The organism is Methylocystis sp. (assembly GCF_050246715.1).
GTDB lineage: Bacteria > Pseudomonadota > Alphaproteobacteria > Rhizobiales > Beijerinckiaceae > Methylocystis.
The window spans coordinates 60,153-75,070 of record NZ_JBFWVN010000005.1; the positions used below are offsets into that span (position 1 = coordinate 60,153).

At 63.9% G+C, this 14,918-nt stretch carries 13 protein-coding genes; 5 read left to right on the forward strand and 8 right to left on the reverse strand.

Annotation, left to right across the window (positions count from 1 at the left end):
- Positions 1 to 72: 72 nt before the first annotated feature.
- The gene (locus tag AB7I51_RS03975) at positions 73 to 1,641 is read right to left on the reverse strand and encodes a glucan biosynthesis protein (RefSeq protein ID WP_428403431.1); all 1,569 of its coding nucleotides are present in this window, start codon (positions 1,639 to 1,641) and stop codon (positions 73 to 75) included.
- Positions 1,642 to 2,301: 660 nt separating this feature from the next.
- Between AB7I51_RS03975 and AB7I51_RS03980 the strand changes: the two genes are divergently transcribed.
- Both AB7I51_RS03980 and AB7I51_RS03985 read left to right on the forward strand, forming a co-directional pair.
- Positions 2,302 to 3,447 carry a type III PLP-dependent enzyme gene (locus AB7I51_RS03980; protein WP_428403432.1) on the forward strand — a complete coding sequence of 382 codons (1,146 nt, stop codon included), beginning with the start codon at positions 2,302 to 2,304 and terminating at the stop codon, positions 3,445 to 3,447.
- 266 nt (positions 3,448 to 3,713) lie between these two features.
- Entirely contained in the window at positions 3,714 to 4,331 is a 618-nt protein-coding gene (locus tag AB7I51_RS03985) for a GNAT family N-acetyltransferase (RefSeq protein ID WP_428406121.1), read from the forward strand.
- A gap of 3 nt (positions 4,332 to 4,334) precedes the next feature.
- Here the strand turns inward: AB7I51_RS03985 and AB7I51_RS03990 are convergent, their stop codons facing one another.
- Complete coding sequence (locus tag AB7I51_RS03990; RefSeq protein WP_428403434.1) at positions 4,335 to 4,940, reverse strand: phosphatase PAP2 family protein; 606 nt, start codon at positions 4,938 to 4,940, stop codon at positions 4,335 to 4,337.
- A 221-nt stretch (positions 4,941 to 5,161) separates the two neighbouring features.
- Between AB7I51_RS03990 and AB7I51_RS03995 the strand changes: the two genes are divergently transcribed.
- Positions 5,162 to 6,238 (forward strand): polysaccharide pyruvyl transferase family protein, encoded by a 1,077-nt coding sequence (locus tag AB7I51_RS03995; protein WP_428403435.1) that lies wholly within the window; start codon positions 5,162 to 5,164, stop codon positions 6,236 to 6,238.
- 209 nt (positions 6,239 to 6,447) lie between these two features.
- Here the strand turns inward: AB7I51_RS03995 and AB7I51_RS04000 are convergent, their stop codons facing one another.
- From AB7I51_RS04000 to AB7I51_RS04010, 3 genes are all read right to left on the reverse strand, one after another.
- Positions 6,448 to 6,969, reverse strand: coding sequence for a hypothetical protein (locus AB7I51_RS04000; protein WP_428403436.1), 522 nt, complete (start codon positions 6,967 to 6,969; stop codon positions 6,448 to 6,450).
- A gap of 66 nt (positions 6,970 to 7,035) precedes the next feature.
- Entirely contained in the window at positions 7,036 to 8,850 is a 1,815-nt protein-coding gene (locus AB7I51_RS04005; RefSeq protein WP_428403437.1) for an aminopeptidase P family protein, read from the reverse strand.
- A 104-nt stretch (positions 8,851 to 8,954) separates the two neighbouring features.
- Positions 8,955 to 9,857: a 50S ribosomal protein L11 methyltransferase gene (locus AB7I51_RS04010; RefSeq protein ID WP_428403438.1), complete on the reverse strand. Its 903-nt coding sequence runs from the start codon at positions 9,855 to 9,857 to the stop codon at positions 8,955 to 8,957.
- A 101-nt stretch (positions 9,858 to 9,958) separates the two neighbouring features.
- Here AB7I51_RS04010 and AB7I51_RS04015 point away from each other — a divergent pair, with 101 nt between their 5' ends.
- Positions 9,959 to 10,939, forward strand: a complete 981-nt coding sequence (locus AB7I51_RS04015) for a hypothetical protein (protein ID WP_428403439.1) — start codon at positions 9,959 to 9,961, stop codon at positions 10,937 to 10,939.
- A 75-nt stretch (positions 10,940 to 11,014) separates the two neighbouring features.
- The gene (locus AB7I51_RS04020) at positions 11,015 to 11,830 is read left to right on the forward strand and encodes a hypothetical protein (RefSeq protein WP_428403440.1); all 816 of its coding nucleotides are present in this window, start codon (positions 11,015 to 11,017) and stop codon (positions 11,828 to 11,830) included.
- A gap of 89 nt (positions 11,831 to 11,919) precedes the next feature.
- On the opposite strand, the gene AB7I51_RS04025 is transcribed toward AB7I51_RS04020, so the two are convergent.
- The 3 genes from AB7I51_RS04025 to AB7I51_RS04035 all read right to left on the reverse strand — a co-directional run bounded on the left by AB7I51_RS04025 (position 11,920) and on the right by AB7I51_RS04035 (position 14,891).
- Positions 11,920 to 14,124, reverse strand: coding sequence for a hypothetical protein (locus AB7I51_RS04025; RefSeq protein ID WP_428403441.1), 2,205 nt, complete (start codon positions 14,122 to 14,124; stop codon positions 11,920 to 11,922).
- Between the two features lie 159 nt (positions 14,125 to 14,283).
- Positions 14,284 to 14,700, reverse strand: coding sequence for a type II toxin-antitoxin system HicB family antitoxin (locus AB7I51_RS04030; protein WP_428403442.1), 417 nt, complete (start codon positions 14,698 to 14,700; stop codon positions 14,284 to 14,286).
- Positions 14,701 to 14,702: 2 nt separating this feature from the next.
- Complete coding sequence (locus AB7I51_RS04035) at positions 14,703 to 14,891, reverse strand: type II toxin-antitoxin system HicA family toxin (protein ID WP_428403443.1); 189 nt, start codon at positions 14,889 to 14,891, stop codon at positions 14,703 to 14,705.
- Positions 14,892 to 14,918: the final 27 nt, after the last annotated feature.

Consider the following 14,918-nt stretch of genomic DNA (forward strand, 5'->3'; position numbering starts at 1 on the left):
CGATCGCTCGCTTTGCGAGCGTCGGGAATGACATCGACCAAGCGCGCGGATCGGTCTGAATCCCTATGAGCATTAAGCCGCCGGCGCCGTCCAGGGATAGGTCCAGGTCTCGGTGAGCGTGCGCCCGTGCGCCCGCAGAAACAGGCGAAGATCGGCGGTCTGGCCGGGCTTTACCGACACGTCGAACAGTGCGCGCAGTCCGCCGATATGCGGATTCGCGGCGACGCTCGCGCGCAGCAGGCGTCCGGAATTGGTCGTCGCCACCGCTTCGACCTGACTGGGATCGGCGACGTAATAGCCGAGGTCGCCGCCGGCGAAATCGACGAGGAACCGATGCGATTCGGGGTCGAAGGGTTCGGTCGAACCGAGCGCCCGCGCCGGCGCTTCAAAAGTATTGACGACGACGCCATTGGGCGCAAGCCGCGGCATGTCCAGTCCCGCCGTGATTCGATAGGCGTAGACGAAGGGCGCGCCGGGCTCTGGCAGTTTCGCCGGAATCCAGCTTGCGACGATATTGTCATTGGTTTCGTCGCCCGTCGGCAATTCGATCAGCTCTACGCGGCCTTCGCCCCAGTCGCCGATCGGCTCGACGAAATAGCTGGGGCGGTGTTCATAGGCGAGGTCGAGATCCTGATAGGATTCGAAGGTTCGGTCGCGCTGCAGCAGGCCGAAGCCGCGATTGTTGGCGTCGAGGAAGGTTGTAATCCGCGCGTGTGGAGGATTGCCGAGCGGGCGCCAAATCCATTCGTCTGCGCCTGTGTGAATCAAAAGCCCGTCGGAGTCGTGCAATTCCGTTCGAAAGCCGTCGCGCATGCGCCGATCGTTTTCGCCGGTCAGATACATCGACGTGAGCGGCGCGAGTCCGAGCTTGGCGCCCGACCGGCGCGGGAACAGCGTCGACTGGATTTCCAGCGTGCTTTCCTGTCCGGCAAAAAGATCGAATTTGAACGCGCCCGTGGCGGAGTCGCCGTCGAGCAAGGCGTAAAGCGTGGCGTGATTGCTGCCTTTCTCCGGCGTTTCGATCCAAAATTCCCTAAAGAATGGAAAGCTCTCGTGATCGGTGCCGGCGTCGACGCAAAGCGCCCGGGCGGACAAACCATAATTCTGGTCGCGGCCGAGAAAGCGAAAATAGCTCGCGCCGAGGAATGAAATCACCTCATCGTGGACATGCGGGTCGTTGACCGGAAAATGCAAGCGGAAGCCGGCGAAGCCGGTGTTCACGGGAGGCGCTTTTTCGACCTTGAGGCGGCCGTAGTCGAAAAGCGCCGGCGAATAGGGAATGGGCGTCGCGATGCCGTCGCGAATCGTGTTCACCGTCACCGGGCGACGATAAAGAAAGCCGAGATGGAAGGTTTGCAGCCTAAAGCCGTCGTCGGCGCCGGCGAAGACATCATGATCGCGCCGGAAGCGAATCTCTCGCCAGGCGTCGAAGTCCAGCGCGTCGAACGGGTCCGGCAGGCGCGACGGAATGGCGTTGTCGAAGGGCGCAAGCGCAAGATCACGCGCCCGCTGCACCACGTTCTCGAAGCCGAACCGCGGAGAGGGCGCGACATTGGCGGCCTGCGCCGAGCCTTTGAAGGCAAAGTGCGCGCCGACTGCAGAGAGCGCCCCCGCGAATTGGCGCCGCGTTAATTGCCTCATTCCCGCATCCGAGCCAGGGTTTTCGGATCCCTATGGTGACTGTCTGCCTGCTGCTCTAGCTCTATCGATTCGGATGCGCAAGAAGCGGGCGCCCTGAGGAGTCGCGACGTGACAGCTTTGCACGCCAGACCGAAAAAATAATCGCGCGCCGCAAAAACCGCTTGTAACCGCTGCAAAAGCGCGTATCTAAGTCCTTGCCCAAATCGCACGTGCCTGTGGTCGTGTGTCGGTGGGCGGGGATCCGGACAAGAGGCCGGTCAACCGCCAGCATAGAACCGGCAGCCGGAGGCGAACCGGCGAACTCCGTCTCTGCGGGGGATCGCGACTTAAAGCAACGACGGACCGGGCTTTTTCGTCTCTGTCGACCCTCCAAAGGTCGGCGTACCGAAGAGGCTTGTCTTTCTTGCCGGGCGTGCGGATCGGGATTCTCCCCTTCCAATCGATGGCTGTCCACGCGGGAGCGTGCGCGCTCATGCGCGCATCATTGCGCATCGGTCAGTCAACGGCGCATCAACCGGCCGTTTGAGCGTTCGCGCTCGCGCGGCCTTGGACCGCCGAAACCAACGCTCGTCGCGTCTCCATCGCGCGCGGGCGAACGGAGCGGCGCGTCCGTTGACGCTCAAACGATCGCGCGCGGCGCGCCGCGCAAGGGGGCCACAAATGACCGACCGCATTCTCGAATTCCTCGCCGACCGCCGACGCAACGGCCGCGACAACGGGCCTTGCCTCGTCGTCGACCTCGACGTGGTGCGCGACAACTATCTTGGATTCGCCAAGGCGCTGCCGGATACCCGCGTCTTCTATGCGGTGAAGGCCAATCCGGCGCCGGAAGTGCTCTCGCTGCTGGCCTCGCTCGGCTCCTGCTTCGACACGGCTTCGGTGGTCGAGATCGAGCAGACGCTCGCCGCCGGCGCCACGCCTGATCGAATCAGCTTCGGCAACACGATCAAGAAGGAGCGCGACGTCGCGCGCGCCTATGCGATGGGCGTTCGCCTCTTCGCCGTCGATTGCGAGGCGGAAGTTGAGAAGATCGCGCGCGCCGCGCCGGGTTCGAAGGTGTTCTGCCGCATTCTCTGCGACGGTTCCGGCGCCGAATGGCCGCTGTCGCGCAAATTCGGCTGCGTCCCCGAAATGGCGACGGGCGTTCTGGAACATGCGCATCGTCTGGGCCTCAACGCCTATGGCGTGTCGTTCCATGTCGGCTCGCAGCAGACCAATCCGCGCATGTGGGATGGCGCGCTGGCGTCGGCGGCCGAGATTTTCCGCGACCTCGCGGAGCGCGGAATCAATCTGCAGATGGTCAATCTCGGCGGCGGCTTCCCGACGAAATATTTGAAGAACGTGCCGGCGGTGAAGCAATACGGCCATGCGATCTTTCGCGCGCTGTCGAAGCATTTCGGCAACCGCATTCCCGAAACGATCATCGAGCCGGGCCGCGGCATGGTCGGCAACGCCGGGCTGATCGAAGCGGAAGTCGTGCTGATCTCGAAGAAGTCGGCGCAGGACAGCGAAATCCGCTGGGTCTATCTCGACATCGGCAAGTTCAACGGCCTCGCTGAGACCACCGACGAGATGATCCGCTATCCGATTCGCACGCCCGCAGACGGCGCGCCGACGAGTCCTTGCGTCATCGCCGGCCCGAGCTGCGACAGCGTCGACGTGCTGTACGAGAAGCAGCCATATCAGCTGCCGATCTCGCTCGAAATCGGCGCCAAGGTGCTGATCGAAGGAACCGGAGCCTATACGACCACCTATTCGGCGGTGGGTTTCAACGGTTTCCCGCCGCTCGAGACTCACGTGATCTGAGCGGGTCTGCGCGTCGCGCAGCACTTGCGTCATGGCCGGGCTTGTCCCGGCCATCCACGCCGAGACATTGCGGAAATCGGCTCAGGAAGAGGGAAGTCTCCGCTTCCACTGAGCAAGCCGCATCGTCGTGGCGTGGATGCCCGCGACAAGCGCGGGCATGACGGCGATAAACGGGAATTTGTTTTCCCAATCAATCCAGTCCCGTTCGGCGGGCGCGTCATGCGCCAGGCGCGAGGGTCGCTTGTCCTTCTCAAAGGGAGGAAAAGATGGCCTTTCTTGCTCATCACGACTTTGACGCTGGACCGCGCGCCTCCAGGCGCGCTTGCTCCGCCATGTCCTATGCGCGCCTGGAGGCGCGCGGTCCATTTACGCTCGCCGAAGAAACGCCCGCTGATGTCGCGGCGCGCGAAGCCCTGCTCGATTCGGCCTTCGGTCCCGCGCGGTTTCTCAAAACCTGTCAGCGGCTGCGCGACGGATCGGCGCCGGCGCCGGGGCTCGCGCTTGTCGCGACGGATGAAGAGGGCGCGCTGATCGGCACGCTGCGGCTGTGGCCGATTCTCGCGGGCGGGCGCGACGCGCTGCTGCTTGGTCCGCTCGCCGTCGCGGCGTCTTCGCGCTCGCTCGGAATCGGCCGGGCCCTGATCGAGGAGTCGCTCGACCGCGCCCGGGCGCTCGGCCATCGCGCCGTGCTGCTTGTCGGCGATGCGCCTTATTATGCGCGCTTTGGATTCGAGCGGCGCTTCACTGAGCGGCTGACGATGCCGGGCCCGGTCGAGCGCGCGCGGTTTCTGGGATTGGAACTCGTCGCGGGGGCGCTTGAAGGCGCGAGCGGGCGGGTCATCCCCGCCGCCGCGCCTGCGATCAACCTGCCGCGGGCGGCATAAGCCTCACCAATAGGCGAGCACGCCGCTGGCGAGAGGATAGGACAGCGCCGCGCCGAGCGCGACGCCGGCGGCGACGTCGCTTGGATAGTGATGCCCCGTGGCGATTCGCGACCAGGCCATCGACAAGAGAAGGACTCCCGCCGACAGAGTCGCCGACGGCCAGGCGATGACGATCGGCGCGAGCACGCCGGTCAGCGTCATCGCATGGCCGCTCGGAAAGGAGTGATCGTCGAGGGCGCGCAGCAGCGAGGGAAGCCGCGGATCGGTCTGGAAGGGGCGCTTGCGTCCGAACCGCCGCTTGATGAGCGGATAGAGCATATGCAAGAGCGCCGCGTTCAGACCCGCGAGCGCCGCGACATGGGTCCCTTGCCAGCCGAGGCCGATGAGCACAATCGGCGCGAGGATGAGATAAATCCAGCCGTTGCCGAGCTTGCTGATCGCGACCGCGAGGAATTTGCCGAGCGCCGAACGCGCCGTTCGCGAGAAGAGATGAACCGCCGCGAGGTCAAGTTCGAAAAGGCGCTGACCCCATGTGGCGGCGGCGAGTGTTTGCGGCTCCGATGACGCGTCTCGCGTCAGCTTGGCCAGCTGGTCCGATGTGAACGCCATGATGCAAGGCTACGCCCGCGAGGCTGCGGTTTCGCGACGCGGAGGCTGCGTTTTGGTGACGGTGGGATAGAGGTTGCGTGACGTTTATGTGATGTTTGCGTGACGCATCCGTCAGCACGAGTGCGGCGAGGTAACCCTGGCTAGGCAATCCGCTTTAACGCTGGTCGCCATCCACAACTGGCTGCGATAGTGGTTGGCGCCTATCCACGACTGGGATGATTATGAGAATTGCGATCCTCAATTACGCCGATGTGCGAAACTTCGGCGACGTTCTATTTCCTTTGGTGATCGAAAAAGAAATCAGGGCGCGGCTGCCAGCTGCGACCATCGAATTCATAACCCCAACCGGCGACACGTGGGCGGGAATGTTTTCCCGCCGATTGGATCGTGTCCAACTTGAATTATTTGACGCTCTTATCTTGGGTGGAGGCGAGATCGTTCACCGATTCGACTCGATGTTGCTGCATATCTATCGCAGGTATGGACTCGATAGCATCGATCGACCAACTGACCTCGTTTACGCTTGGACGAGCGCTCCGGTGCGCTACAAGGCTTGGCTGGCGTTGGGCGCGCCAGATCCAGACGATCAAGTTCGGCAAGACATAGGGTCCGCAGCGAAGAATCTCAATTTCGTCGGAGCGAGAGGATCGAGGTCTGCCGCCAATATACGGAGCAGCTGTGGAGCATCGGTCGAGGTCCGGCAGACGCCGGATCTCGGATGGTTGTTCCCGCGGCTGTTAGAACGCCGAAGCACGCTGTCGAATGTCGATGGACATCCCTACTTTACCGTCCAAACGCTGGGATTTTCTGACTTAGGCCAGTCAGTGGCGGCTCTACGAGCGATTTCGCGAATTTATTCGCTGCGCGTCGTTCTTCTGCCGCTAACCCGTTGTTGGCGAGACGTCGTTCCGTTAAAGGCGGCCTATGACGTAGGCGAAGGTGAATTCAGCCTCATCGATGATTGGACGCTGGATATCGACAAGCTCGCTATCTTGGGCGGCGCGACATTCAATATCGGACAGAGCATGCACGGGTTCATTGGCTCGCTAAGCCAATGTCGTCCAGCGGGTCTTTGCGTCGCTCAAAGGAATGACAGGTTTGCGGAGCTACTCGAAGACTCGCAATTAAATCATTTTCGTTCGACGAGTTGGGACAGTGTTGAGACTCTTGCGCACACGCTTGTGTGGTCGCCGCTCGGAGCGGTTCTCGAATTGCGCGCCAAATATGAGCGAGAGCTAGATAAGATATTTGATGCTATGTGTGAACAAATAATGTCCGGGCCTGAAGTGCGGCCATGATAGACTTCTTGTGGCTCCGTGCTCCTCTAGAATCCGCGCCGGGTCAATATCCGCGCCCCCTCTCCCAGTCATTTGCGCGTCTTGGCGTCGACAGGCGACCCAGACCTGTTGCGCGCGCGGGCAATGACGAGCGCCAACAATTTCGGCTCGACGCAGATCGATCGAAAATCGCATCGACACGGATGAGACACCTGCGGCCGAGCAGCGATCTATGCTGCGGGCGCGTATTTGGCGAAGGCGTTGCGAAAGACCGTGTCAAAGGCCTCGGCGTCGACGTTGACCATTTCGATCTCGGCGCCGTCTTCGGCGACGCCGGAAAAGCGATATTGCGGGTCCGAGAACTCGAAACCTTCGTCGTCTTCGGCGCTTTCATAAGGCAGCGCGATTTCAACCATCAATTGCCGCTTCAACGACAGCGCGCGGCCGACCACCGCGTCGATGCGGCCGTCGTCGCTGCCGAAATAGCCGTCGAGCACGATCATGCAGATGTCGGCGTTCGACGCTTCGTCCTCGAGCCATTGCAACGCCGCCTCGACGCTTTCGGCGATGTCGATCTTGCCGGCCTCGCTGACGACGAATTGCTGCGGGCGGTCGACGCCGGCGTCGGATCGCGCCACGCCGAACGGCGTTAGCATATGTCGGCGCGCCAGCGTAGTGACGGCCTTGGCGAAAGCCTCGCCGGCTAATGCCGCGATGGGGTCGTCCTGAGTCGGTTCGGCGTCCATGCTCATGAGTTCTTCTCTGAGCGATCGTCGTTATTTAGAATCAACAGGTCGGAGCTGGCTTCTTCCATAATGTCATAATGCTTTCGTCGCCTCGCGCAGCCATTTGCGCGTCCTGGCGTCGACGAGCGGCGACAGCGTTCTGCGCACTTTCGCGTGATAGGCGTTGAGCCAGTCGATCTCTTCCGGCGACAGAAATTTCGACTCAACGCAATTCAAATCGAATGGCGCCAGCGTGATGGTCTCGAAGCCGTACATTTCGCGCTCGGCGCCCTTGATCTCGCGCTTCTCGACGATCACGAGATTTTCGAGCCGGATGCCATATTCGCCGGCGCGATAATAGCCGGGCTCGTTCGAGAGAATCATGCCCGGCTGCAAGGACGTCGCGCCGAGCTTTGAAATGCGCTGCGGCCCCTCATGCACGGAAAGATAAGAGCCGACGCCGTGCCCCGTGCCGTGATCGAAATCCAGTCCCGCCTCCCACAGAGCGCGGCGCGCGAAGGCGTCAAGCTGCGCGCCTGAGACGCCCTTCGGGAACACCGCGCGGGCGATGGCGATATGGCCTTTCAGCACGCGGGTGAAATGTTCGCGCAATTGTTTCGACGCCGGGCCGACGACCATTGTGCGCGTCACGTCGGTGGTGCCGTCGAAATATTGCGCGCCGGAATCGACGAGATAGACGCCGCGGCCGATCTTGAGATTGCTCCTCTCGGTCACGCGATAATGCGGGATCGCCGCATGTTCGCCGAAGGCCGAGATGGTCGGAAAGGAAATGTCGCGCAGATCGCCGTTTTCGCGACGGAAGGTTTCGAGCGCTTCCGCCGCGGAAATTTCGGTCAGCCCGCCCTTCGGCGCAGCTTCCGAAAACCAGGCGAGAAAGCGCGTCAGCGCCGCCCCGTCGCGAATATGCGCAGCGCGGGCGCCAGCGAGTTCCGCCTCATTCTTGATCGCCTTGGGCAGCGCCGCCGGATCGTCATTGACGCGCGGCTTGCCGCCCGCCGCGCGCAGGGTTTCGACGAGCTTCGCCGGCGCCGTCGCCGAATCGAAGAGAATCGTTGCGCTGCGCTTGCCGGCGTCAACGAGATCGTCGATGAGCGCTTCGGGCGCTTTCAGCGTCAGGAATTTTTCGAGCGCAGCGCGGGTCTTCGGCGCGAGCTTGGCGTCGTCGATATAAAGCGTCGGCGCGCCTTCCTTCGGCAGCAAGGCAAAGCATAATGCGATCGGCGTATGCGCGACATCGGCGCCGCGAATGTTGAAGGCCCAGCAGATCGCATGCGGATCGGACATCAGCGCGGCGTCGGCGTCTTTCAGCGCCGTGCGCAGCTTCTTGATTTTCGAATTGGCGCTCTCGCCGGCGTAGCGTGCAGGATGGATCGTCACCGCGCCTTGCGGCTCGGCCGGTCGGTCGGTCCACAGCGCGTCGATCGGATTTAGATCAAGCGGGACGAGTTCGATCTTCTTTTCAGCGAGCGCTTTTGAAAAGCGCTCGATCTGCGCGTTGGTGTGCACCCAGGGGTCGTAGCCGATGCGCGCGCCGGAATGCGCATGATCGCTGAGCCATTTCACCGGCGACGTCTCAGCGATGTCGAGCGGCTTGAAGAGCTTTCCGTCGATCTCGCCGCGCACCTGGATCACATAGCGGCCGTCGACGAAAATCGCCGCCTGCTTCCCCAGCACGACGGCGAAGCCAGCGGAGCCCGTAAAACCCGTGAGCCAGGCGAGCCGCTCGGCGCATTTGGGCACATATTCGTTCTGATGCGCGTCGGCGCGCGGAACGAGAAAGCCGTCGAGCCCCTGCCGCTTCAGTTCGGCGCGCAGCGCCTTGAGACGCGCAGCGCCGTCGCTGCGCGAGGCGTCGTCGACGAAGGTCTGGAATTTCGCTTCGAACATGCGCCCAACCTATGCACGTCGCGCGCCATGGGCAATGCTTCGCGCATCGACTTTCCCCCTCTGTCCCTCTCCCGCGAAGCGGGGGGAGGGTTGGGGAGGGGGCGCTAACCGCGCCCGCCGCGCTTCAGAACCAGCGTCGCCCAGCCGTCGATGTCGCCCCGTTCGGCGAGAAAAAATCCCTGGGCGCGATAGGCGTCGAGCACGCCGGGCACGTCGCGCGCCAGCAGTCCCGAGAGCACAAGCTCGGCGCCAGGCGCGGCGGCGCCGGCGATCTGCGGCGCAAGCAGCCGCAGAGGCTTCGCCAGAATATTGGCGAAGATCAGATCATACCGGCCTTGCAGCGCCGGGTGGCGCAGCCCCGTGGCGACGAGGGGGCGCACATAGGGGCCCGCGCCATTGGCGCTGGCGTTGGCGCGCGCGGTCGCGACCGCGATGGGATCGATGTCGCCGCAGGCGACGCGCTGATGGAAGATCAGCGCGCTGGCGATCGCGAGGACTCCCGTGCCGGTTCCAACATCGAGAATGCGCGCCGGGCGCCGGCGCTTGGCGATCCTGTCGAGCGCCTTCAAGCAGCCGAGCGTCGTGCCGTGATGGCCGGTGCCGAAGGCGAGCGCCGCCTCGATTTCGACGCCAATGTCATTCGCGCGCCGCCGCGCCCGGTCATGCGCGCCATGCACCAGCACCCGACCGGCGCGCACCGGCGCGAGGCCGGCAAGGGCGTTCTCGACCCAGTCCTGCTCGGCGATGGTCGAAAAGCGCGCGGCTCGCGCGATTTCCGCGCCGGCGGCTGATTCGATCAGCGCGAGAATCAGCGCTTCGTCGGGCGCGTCGGCGAAATAAACCTCGACGGACCATAAAGGTCCGCCGTCGAGTTCGAAGGCGGCGGCGGCGGTTTCGGTCGGATCGAAAGTCTCGACGATGAGGTCGGCGACGGCGCGGGCGCGTTTTTCGTCGCAATCGAGGCGCAGCATATGGCCGGCGTTGTTGGGCGGGAGGCCTTCGAGCATGAGGGCGCTTAGCACGGGGCCGGCGCGCCCGTCACCTTTCGCCTGGCCGGCTCGATCTATATTGTCGCGCCAGCGGCAGACCCCATGAGCTGAAGGCGCGAATGACCGAAAGACTGTCGATCTGTCTCATCGGCCCCAAGAAGGGTGGCAAGTCGTCGCTGCTCGCCTCGCTCGTCGATTGCGTCGCGCAGAGCGCCTTCGGCTATCCGCCGCGCCTGCGTCCGGCGCTGCAGCCCGTCACAGAGACGGAATTCTATGCCGAAAGCGCCGAGCCGAAGAAGGCCGATCTGCTCACGGTCGAACAGGGCGACTATGAGCGGCTGCGACGGGAATTCACCGAGGGCGGCGTCGCCACCGACACGCTCGACACTTATGAATATCGATTCCGCCTGACAGTGAATGGCGAGGCGCCGCCGGAGGTCGTGCCGCGCGGACCCTGGCTGCTGGAAATCATCGATTCGGCGGGCGAGATCGCGGTGCCGCCGGACGGCGCCGAAGTGGCGATCCTGAACGACGTCAAGGCGAAGCTCGCCAAGCAGATGCTCGACTCGGAGGCGATCGTCATCGTCTTGCCTCTGGTGCGGCTCGAAGACTCCGCCTGGTCCGGCAATCTCTCGCGGCTGATCGATCGGCTGGCGCTCGCGCCGGAAAAGAAATTGAAGCGACTCGTCGTCGTCTTCTCGCAATATGAGCGACTGTTCGCGCGGCTCGGGCCGAGCGCATTCACCTACGCATGCGACCCCGCGGTGGCGCTGCATGTGTTGCGCAAATCGCTGCGCGGCGTGCAGTGGCTCGATCGGCTGCGCGCCCTGGAGGCGCCGAACAGCGGCGGCGTATCGGTGCGCTTTACGGTGTGCTCGGCCTATGGCTTCGTGAAGCGCTTTCAAAACCCCAACATTGATCCGCATCAGCCCGGCGAGCGCCGGTTTCGACGCGACGGCCTCGAAGGCGCCCGCGCCTATAATGAATATTGGCGGCCGTTTCTCACCGCCGAGCCCTTTCTCTATGCGGCGCTTGGACACGACAGCGCCTTCACCTTCTCCTACGCGCAGCTCGATGCGCGTCAAGAGGAGATTGCGTGAATCGAATTCCGTCAATTTTTGCTTAAGGCTCTGCGCATAGGGTGATCGCCGACTTTCCCCGAGAAAGGATAGGCAATGCGCCAGGCGCCCATTGGCGATCAGACGGCCGAAATTTCTTTAGAGCGACTGCATTATGGCAAGCTGGCCTCTGGCGCGTCGTTAAGCGTTCCGGCGGCGGCAGGCTATGGCGTGACGTTGCGCAGCCGCAATCTGCTTTCGTCCGACGACCGGCTGCTTTCGCCGCCGCGGCTCATGGCGCTTCGCCGCTTCGAACCCGACCTCGTCGATCCCGGTCTGAGCCAGCGCGGCGCCTTTGTCGCGCGCGTTTCGCCGGAGCCGAATTCGCGCCGCGCGATCTTTCTGCGCGCCCGGTTTCGTCCAGAGGACGGCGAGGGCGGACATGGGCGGCTGTATCAGCAGAGCGCCATATGGAGCGTCGCCGCGGCCGACTGGCGCCGACATCCGGCGGCGTTGCTGGCCATGGCGGGGTCCGAACTCGAGGCGCTGCCGGACCTCGCGAGCGAGGACGAGCAGGTCCGCTTCAGCGCGGAGCCGGCGCGTTACGTCGTACGCCGACTTGACCCGCAGGACGTGTGGAGCGCGCTCGAGGACGCGCTGGAAAAGACGTATTGGGCGGCGCCTGTGCTCGAATTTCTGGCGCGCGGCGCTGAAACCGGCGAAGACGCGACGCTGACCTTCGGCGCCGACCATTTCGCGAGCGAGGCGGCGTTTCTGAGGGCCGTCGGTCTGGCGCTGCAATTTCTGCCCGCGAGTTATCCGCGCTGGCGCGAGATAAGCGTCGTGTCCGGCTTGCGTCAGGGGTCGCTGGGGCTTTGTCTGCGATATTTGCCTTCGCTCCGCGCGGCCGCTCGGACCTCAGTCGCCGCCTGACGCCAGATCGCGGACGGCGTGATCGATTTGAAAAGCTTAGAGCGCGCTCTAAGCAAAAAACCGGTATCCACTTTTTTGCGAGCCGCGCTCTAGGCTGAGGGGCGCCTGTCCATCGGCGCCGGTTCGGCGTTGAGATAGCGCTCGAGCGCGCTGCAGCGCCGGCGGGGAAGATGCGCGGCGCCGGCGTCCGCATAATAGGCGCGCGGACCATTGGCCGCGCCGTCGGCGGCGTAATGCAGAGCGCGGGCGGCGCGCGGCTTCTGCGCCGAGAAGAGTCGCGCTTCGATCTGCGCGATCGTGACATTGTCGACGAGATAGGCGCCCTTACGGTCGACATGCGCGATCTCGTCGCGCACGAGCCGATTGAGGATCGCGACGACATTGTCGTGCACATTGGGCGGCAGCATCGAAATCGCTTCCGTCTCGGGCGCGATTTCGCTCATGTCGCCATGCACCGGATGGGCGGCGCGCAGGATCGCTTTCATCGCGCGCACATCGGTCGGCTGGTCCTCGTCGTCGGAAAGATCGATCGGCGCGGCGAACTGACGCCGCTCGCGCGCCTCATAGCCGCGTTTAAAAATCTCCGACAGGAATTTCATGATGAACAGAAACGCGTCCTGCGCCATGGCGACGCAGATCGCCATGGTCGAATCGGGGGTAAAGCTCCAGAAGGCTTCGCGCGCCAGTTCGAATTTATTGCGTTCGGAACTATGCGTGCGCAGATAGGCGTCGCTTTTCTTCAAAAGCTCGCGCACTTCGTCCTCCGAGAGGCCGGCCGCCTTGCCGGAGACGACGCAGGCGTCGATGAGCGTTTTCGCTTCATTGAAGCCATTGGCCGCGGCGGCCCGATCCGACGCCGGCGCGGCGCGGATTTTGGCGACGATCGCCGAAAGCTCGTCCCGCAACCCGGTTTCGAGCCCGCATTTTTGGTCGAAAGCGGCGCGTGCGGCGATCGTTTCGTCGCGCGCCGAGAGCAGATCGCGGGCTTCGCCCTGCGGCTCGCAGGAAAAGTCGCGTGGAACGTCCGCCGGCAGGGCGTTGGATTGTAGCGCTGCCGCAAATATCGGTTCGCACAGCGGCTTCGCTTCGCGCACCGTGCGCCATCTCGGATCCATGCGCAGCTGATCGCGCAGCGCGGCGAGCGCGCGCACGGTCGCGTCGAGGTCAAGCACAGCTTCGCTCTTTGGCGTCGGCCGCGCCGATGCGGCGCTCGCGGCCTCGGCTTTCTGCTTCAGCGTGATCGTCTGAGCGGCGAGAGCGTCGCGCCGCTTTACGGCGCTGGCGCGTTCATTCGTCGGGCCGGCGAGCGTCTGCTTCAGCGCGGTGACGCGTTTCATGGCTTCGGCCGCTTTTTCCCGATGACCGCGGCAGTTCGGTCCGCAGGACGCGCCCATTCCGTCGAGCCCGTGTTCGGCGTCGACGGCGAGCTGTTCTTCCTGGCGCACAGTCGCGGCCGCGGACGCCATCTCATCCTGTTTTGCTTTCACGACGGCGTCGAGTTCGGTGATGCTGCGCTCAAGCGCGGCGATCTCGCGCCGCGCTTCCTCGAGCTGACGCATCGCCGCCTGGGCGTTTTCCAATTCCGCCGCAGCCTGGCTCGCGGCCTGCGCGATCACCGCCTGCTGCGCCTCCTGCCGCTTGCGAATGGCGTCGCGCAGCGCCGGCCCCGCCTGACGCGCGGTGTCGATGAGACCATCGATCGACGTGAGATAAGTCTTGTAGCTTGGGGTCTGAGCGATATGCGACGAGGCGGCGTCATAGGCGGCGGCGATTTCCTTTGTCGCCGGCAGGATCATTTCCGTCGCAAGCTCCATCGGCTGCAGCTCGGCGACAATCTTGCGCGAAGAGAGCTTGAAAATATTGTTGTAGTAAAAGGTGAACGAGAAAAACGCCGAGATCGAGAAGACGAAGACGAAGACCACCGCCGTCACGGCGGTCTTGATGATCACCCGTTCGCGCGCCATCCGCCGGCGCGCAATGAGCGCGGCGAGATCGACGCCGAGAGACCAGGACGTCGCCGCGAGCATGGTGAGGACGGCGGTCGTCGCGATCAGCGTGCCAGCGATGCCGATCAAATCGCCGGGCTCCTTTTGCATGATGTCGATCATGCCCGACGAGGTCGTGTAGAAGACCCAGGCGAGGACCGGCAAAGCGGCGGCCATGCCGACTCGGCCGAGATTGAGATCGCCCCGCCACAGGCGCACGAGCGGCGACGCGAGCCCGTCGAAAAATCCGAAGCCGCGTCGCGGCGCCGGCGAAACGGGCGTGCGCGCCTGCTGCGGGGCGGACGTCATCGTGCGGTCGTTCTAGAAGCTGGAACCGGCCGGCTGCGCATGTCCGCTCCTTTTTAAGAACTGTCCGTTGCCGAATCTGCAGGCGAATTGAGACGGATTTGCGCTCCGGCGCAAGGGCGCGGCCTTCATTACGCCGCCGCGAAAGCGCTTCACGCGGCCTTAGGCGGCGTCGTTGACCTCGATGCTGATGGTCTTGCCCAACGCCGCGAAGGCGCGTTCGATCGCGTCGAGCCGCGAGGCGTGGCGAAGATCGAGCAACCGGTCCACTTGTGGCAGGGCGACGCCGAGCCGCCGGGCGAGCGCCGCCTTGCCGAGGCTGGCCGCTCGCATCGCCGCATAGAGTTCGATCTTCGCCGTCGAGAGGGCGGGCAGCGCGACATGGGTTCGGCCCTTCGCCTTCGGCGCAGGAATGTCTTCGCGCGCCGCCATATAGCCCATGATCGCGGTTTCGATCGCGTCGGCCGCGCGCGCCAGCGCGTCGTCGCGATCCTCGCCGAAGGTCAGTGCTTCCGGAATATCTGGGACGCGGGCGGAAATTGCGTCTCCGTCCTTGGTGAGCGTGACGGCGTAACGCATGATCATTTGTCCTCTATGCCGAGCTGTTTGAGGATCGAAAGCCAGAGCCCCTTCGGAATCTCCTTCGATCCGCCATGCTGCGGCAAGACCGAGCGCTTGCCGTTGAGGGTAACGAGGAGATGCCCGCCTTTGCCGGGAGAAAAAGTCGCGCCCTTCTTGGCGAGATAGCGCTTAGCCTGCCGGCTGTTCATACGCGCAACATATCTGTTGTGTATCTT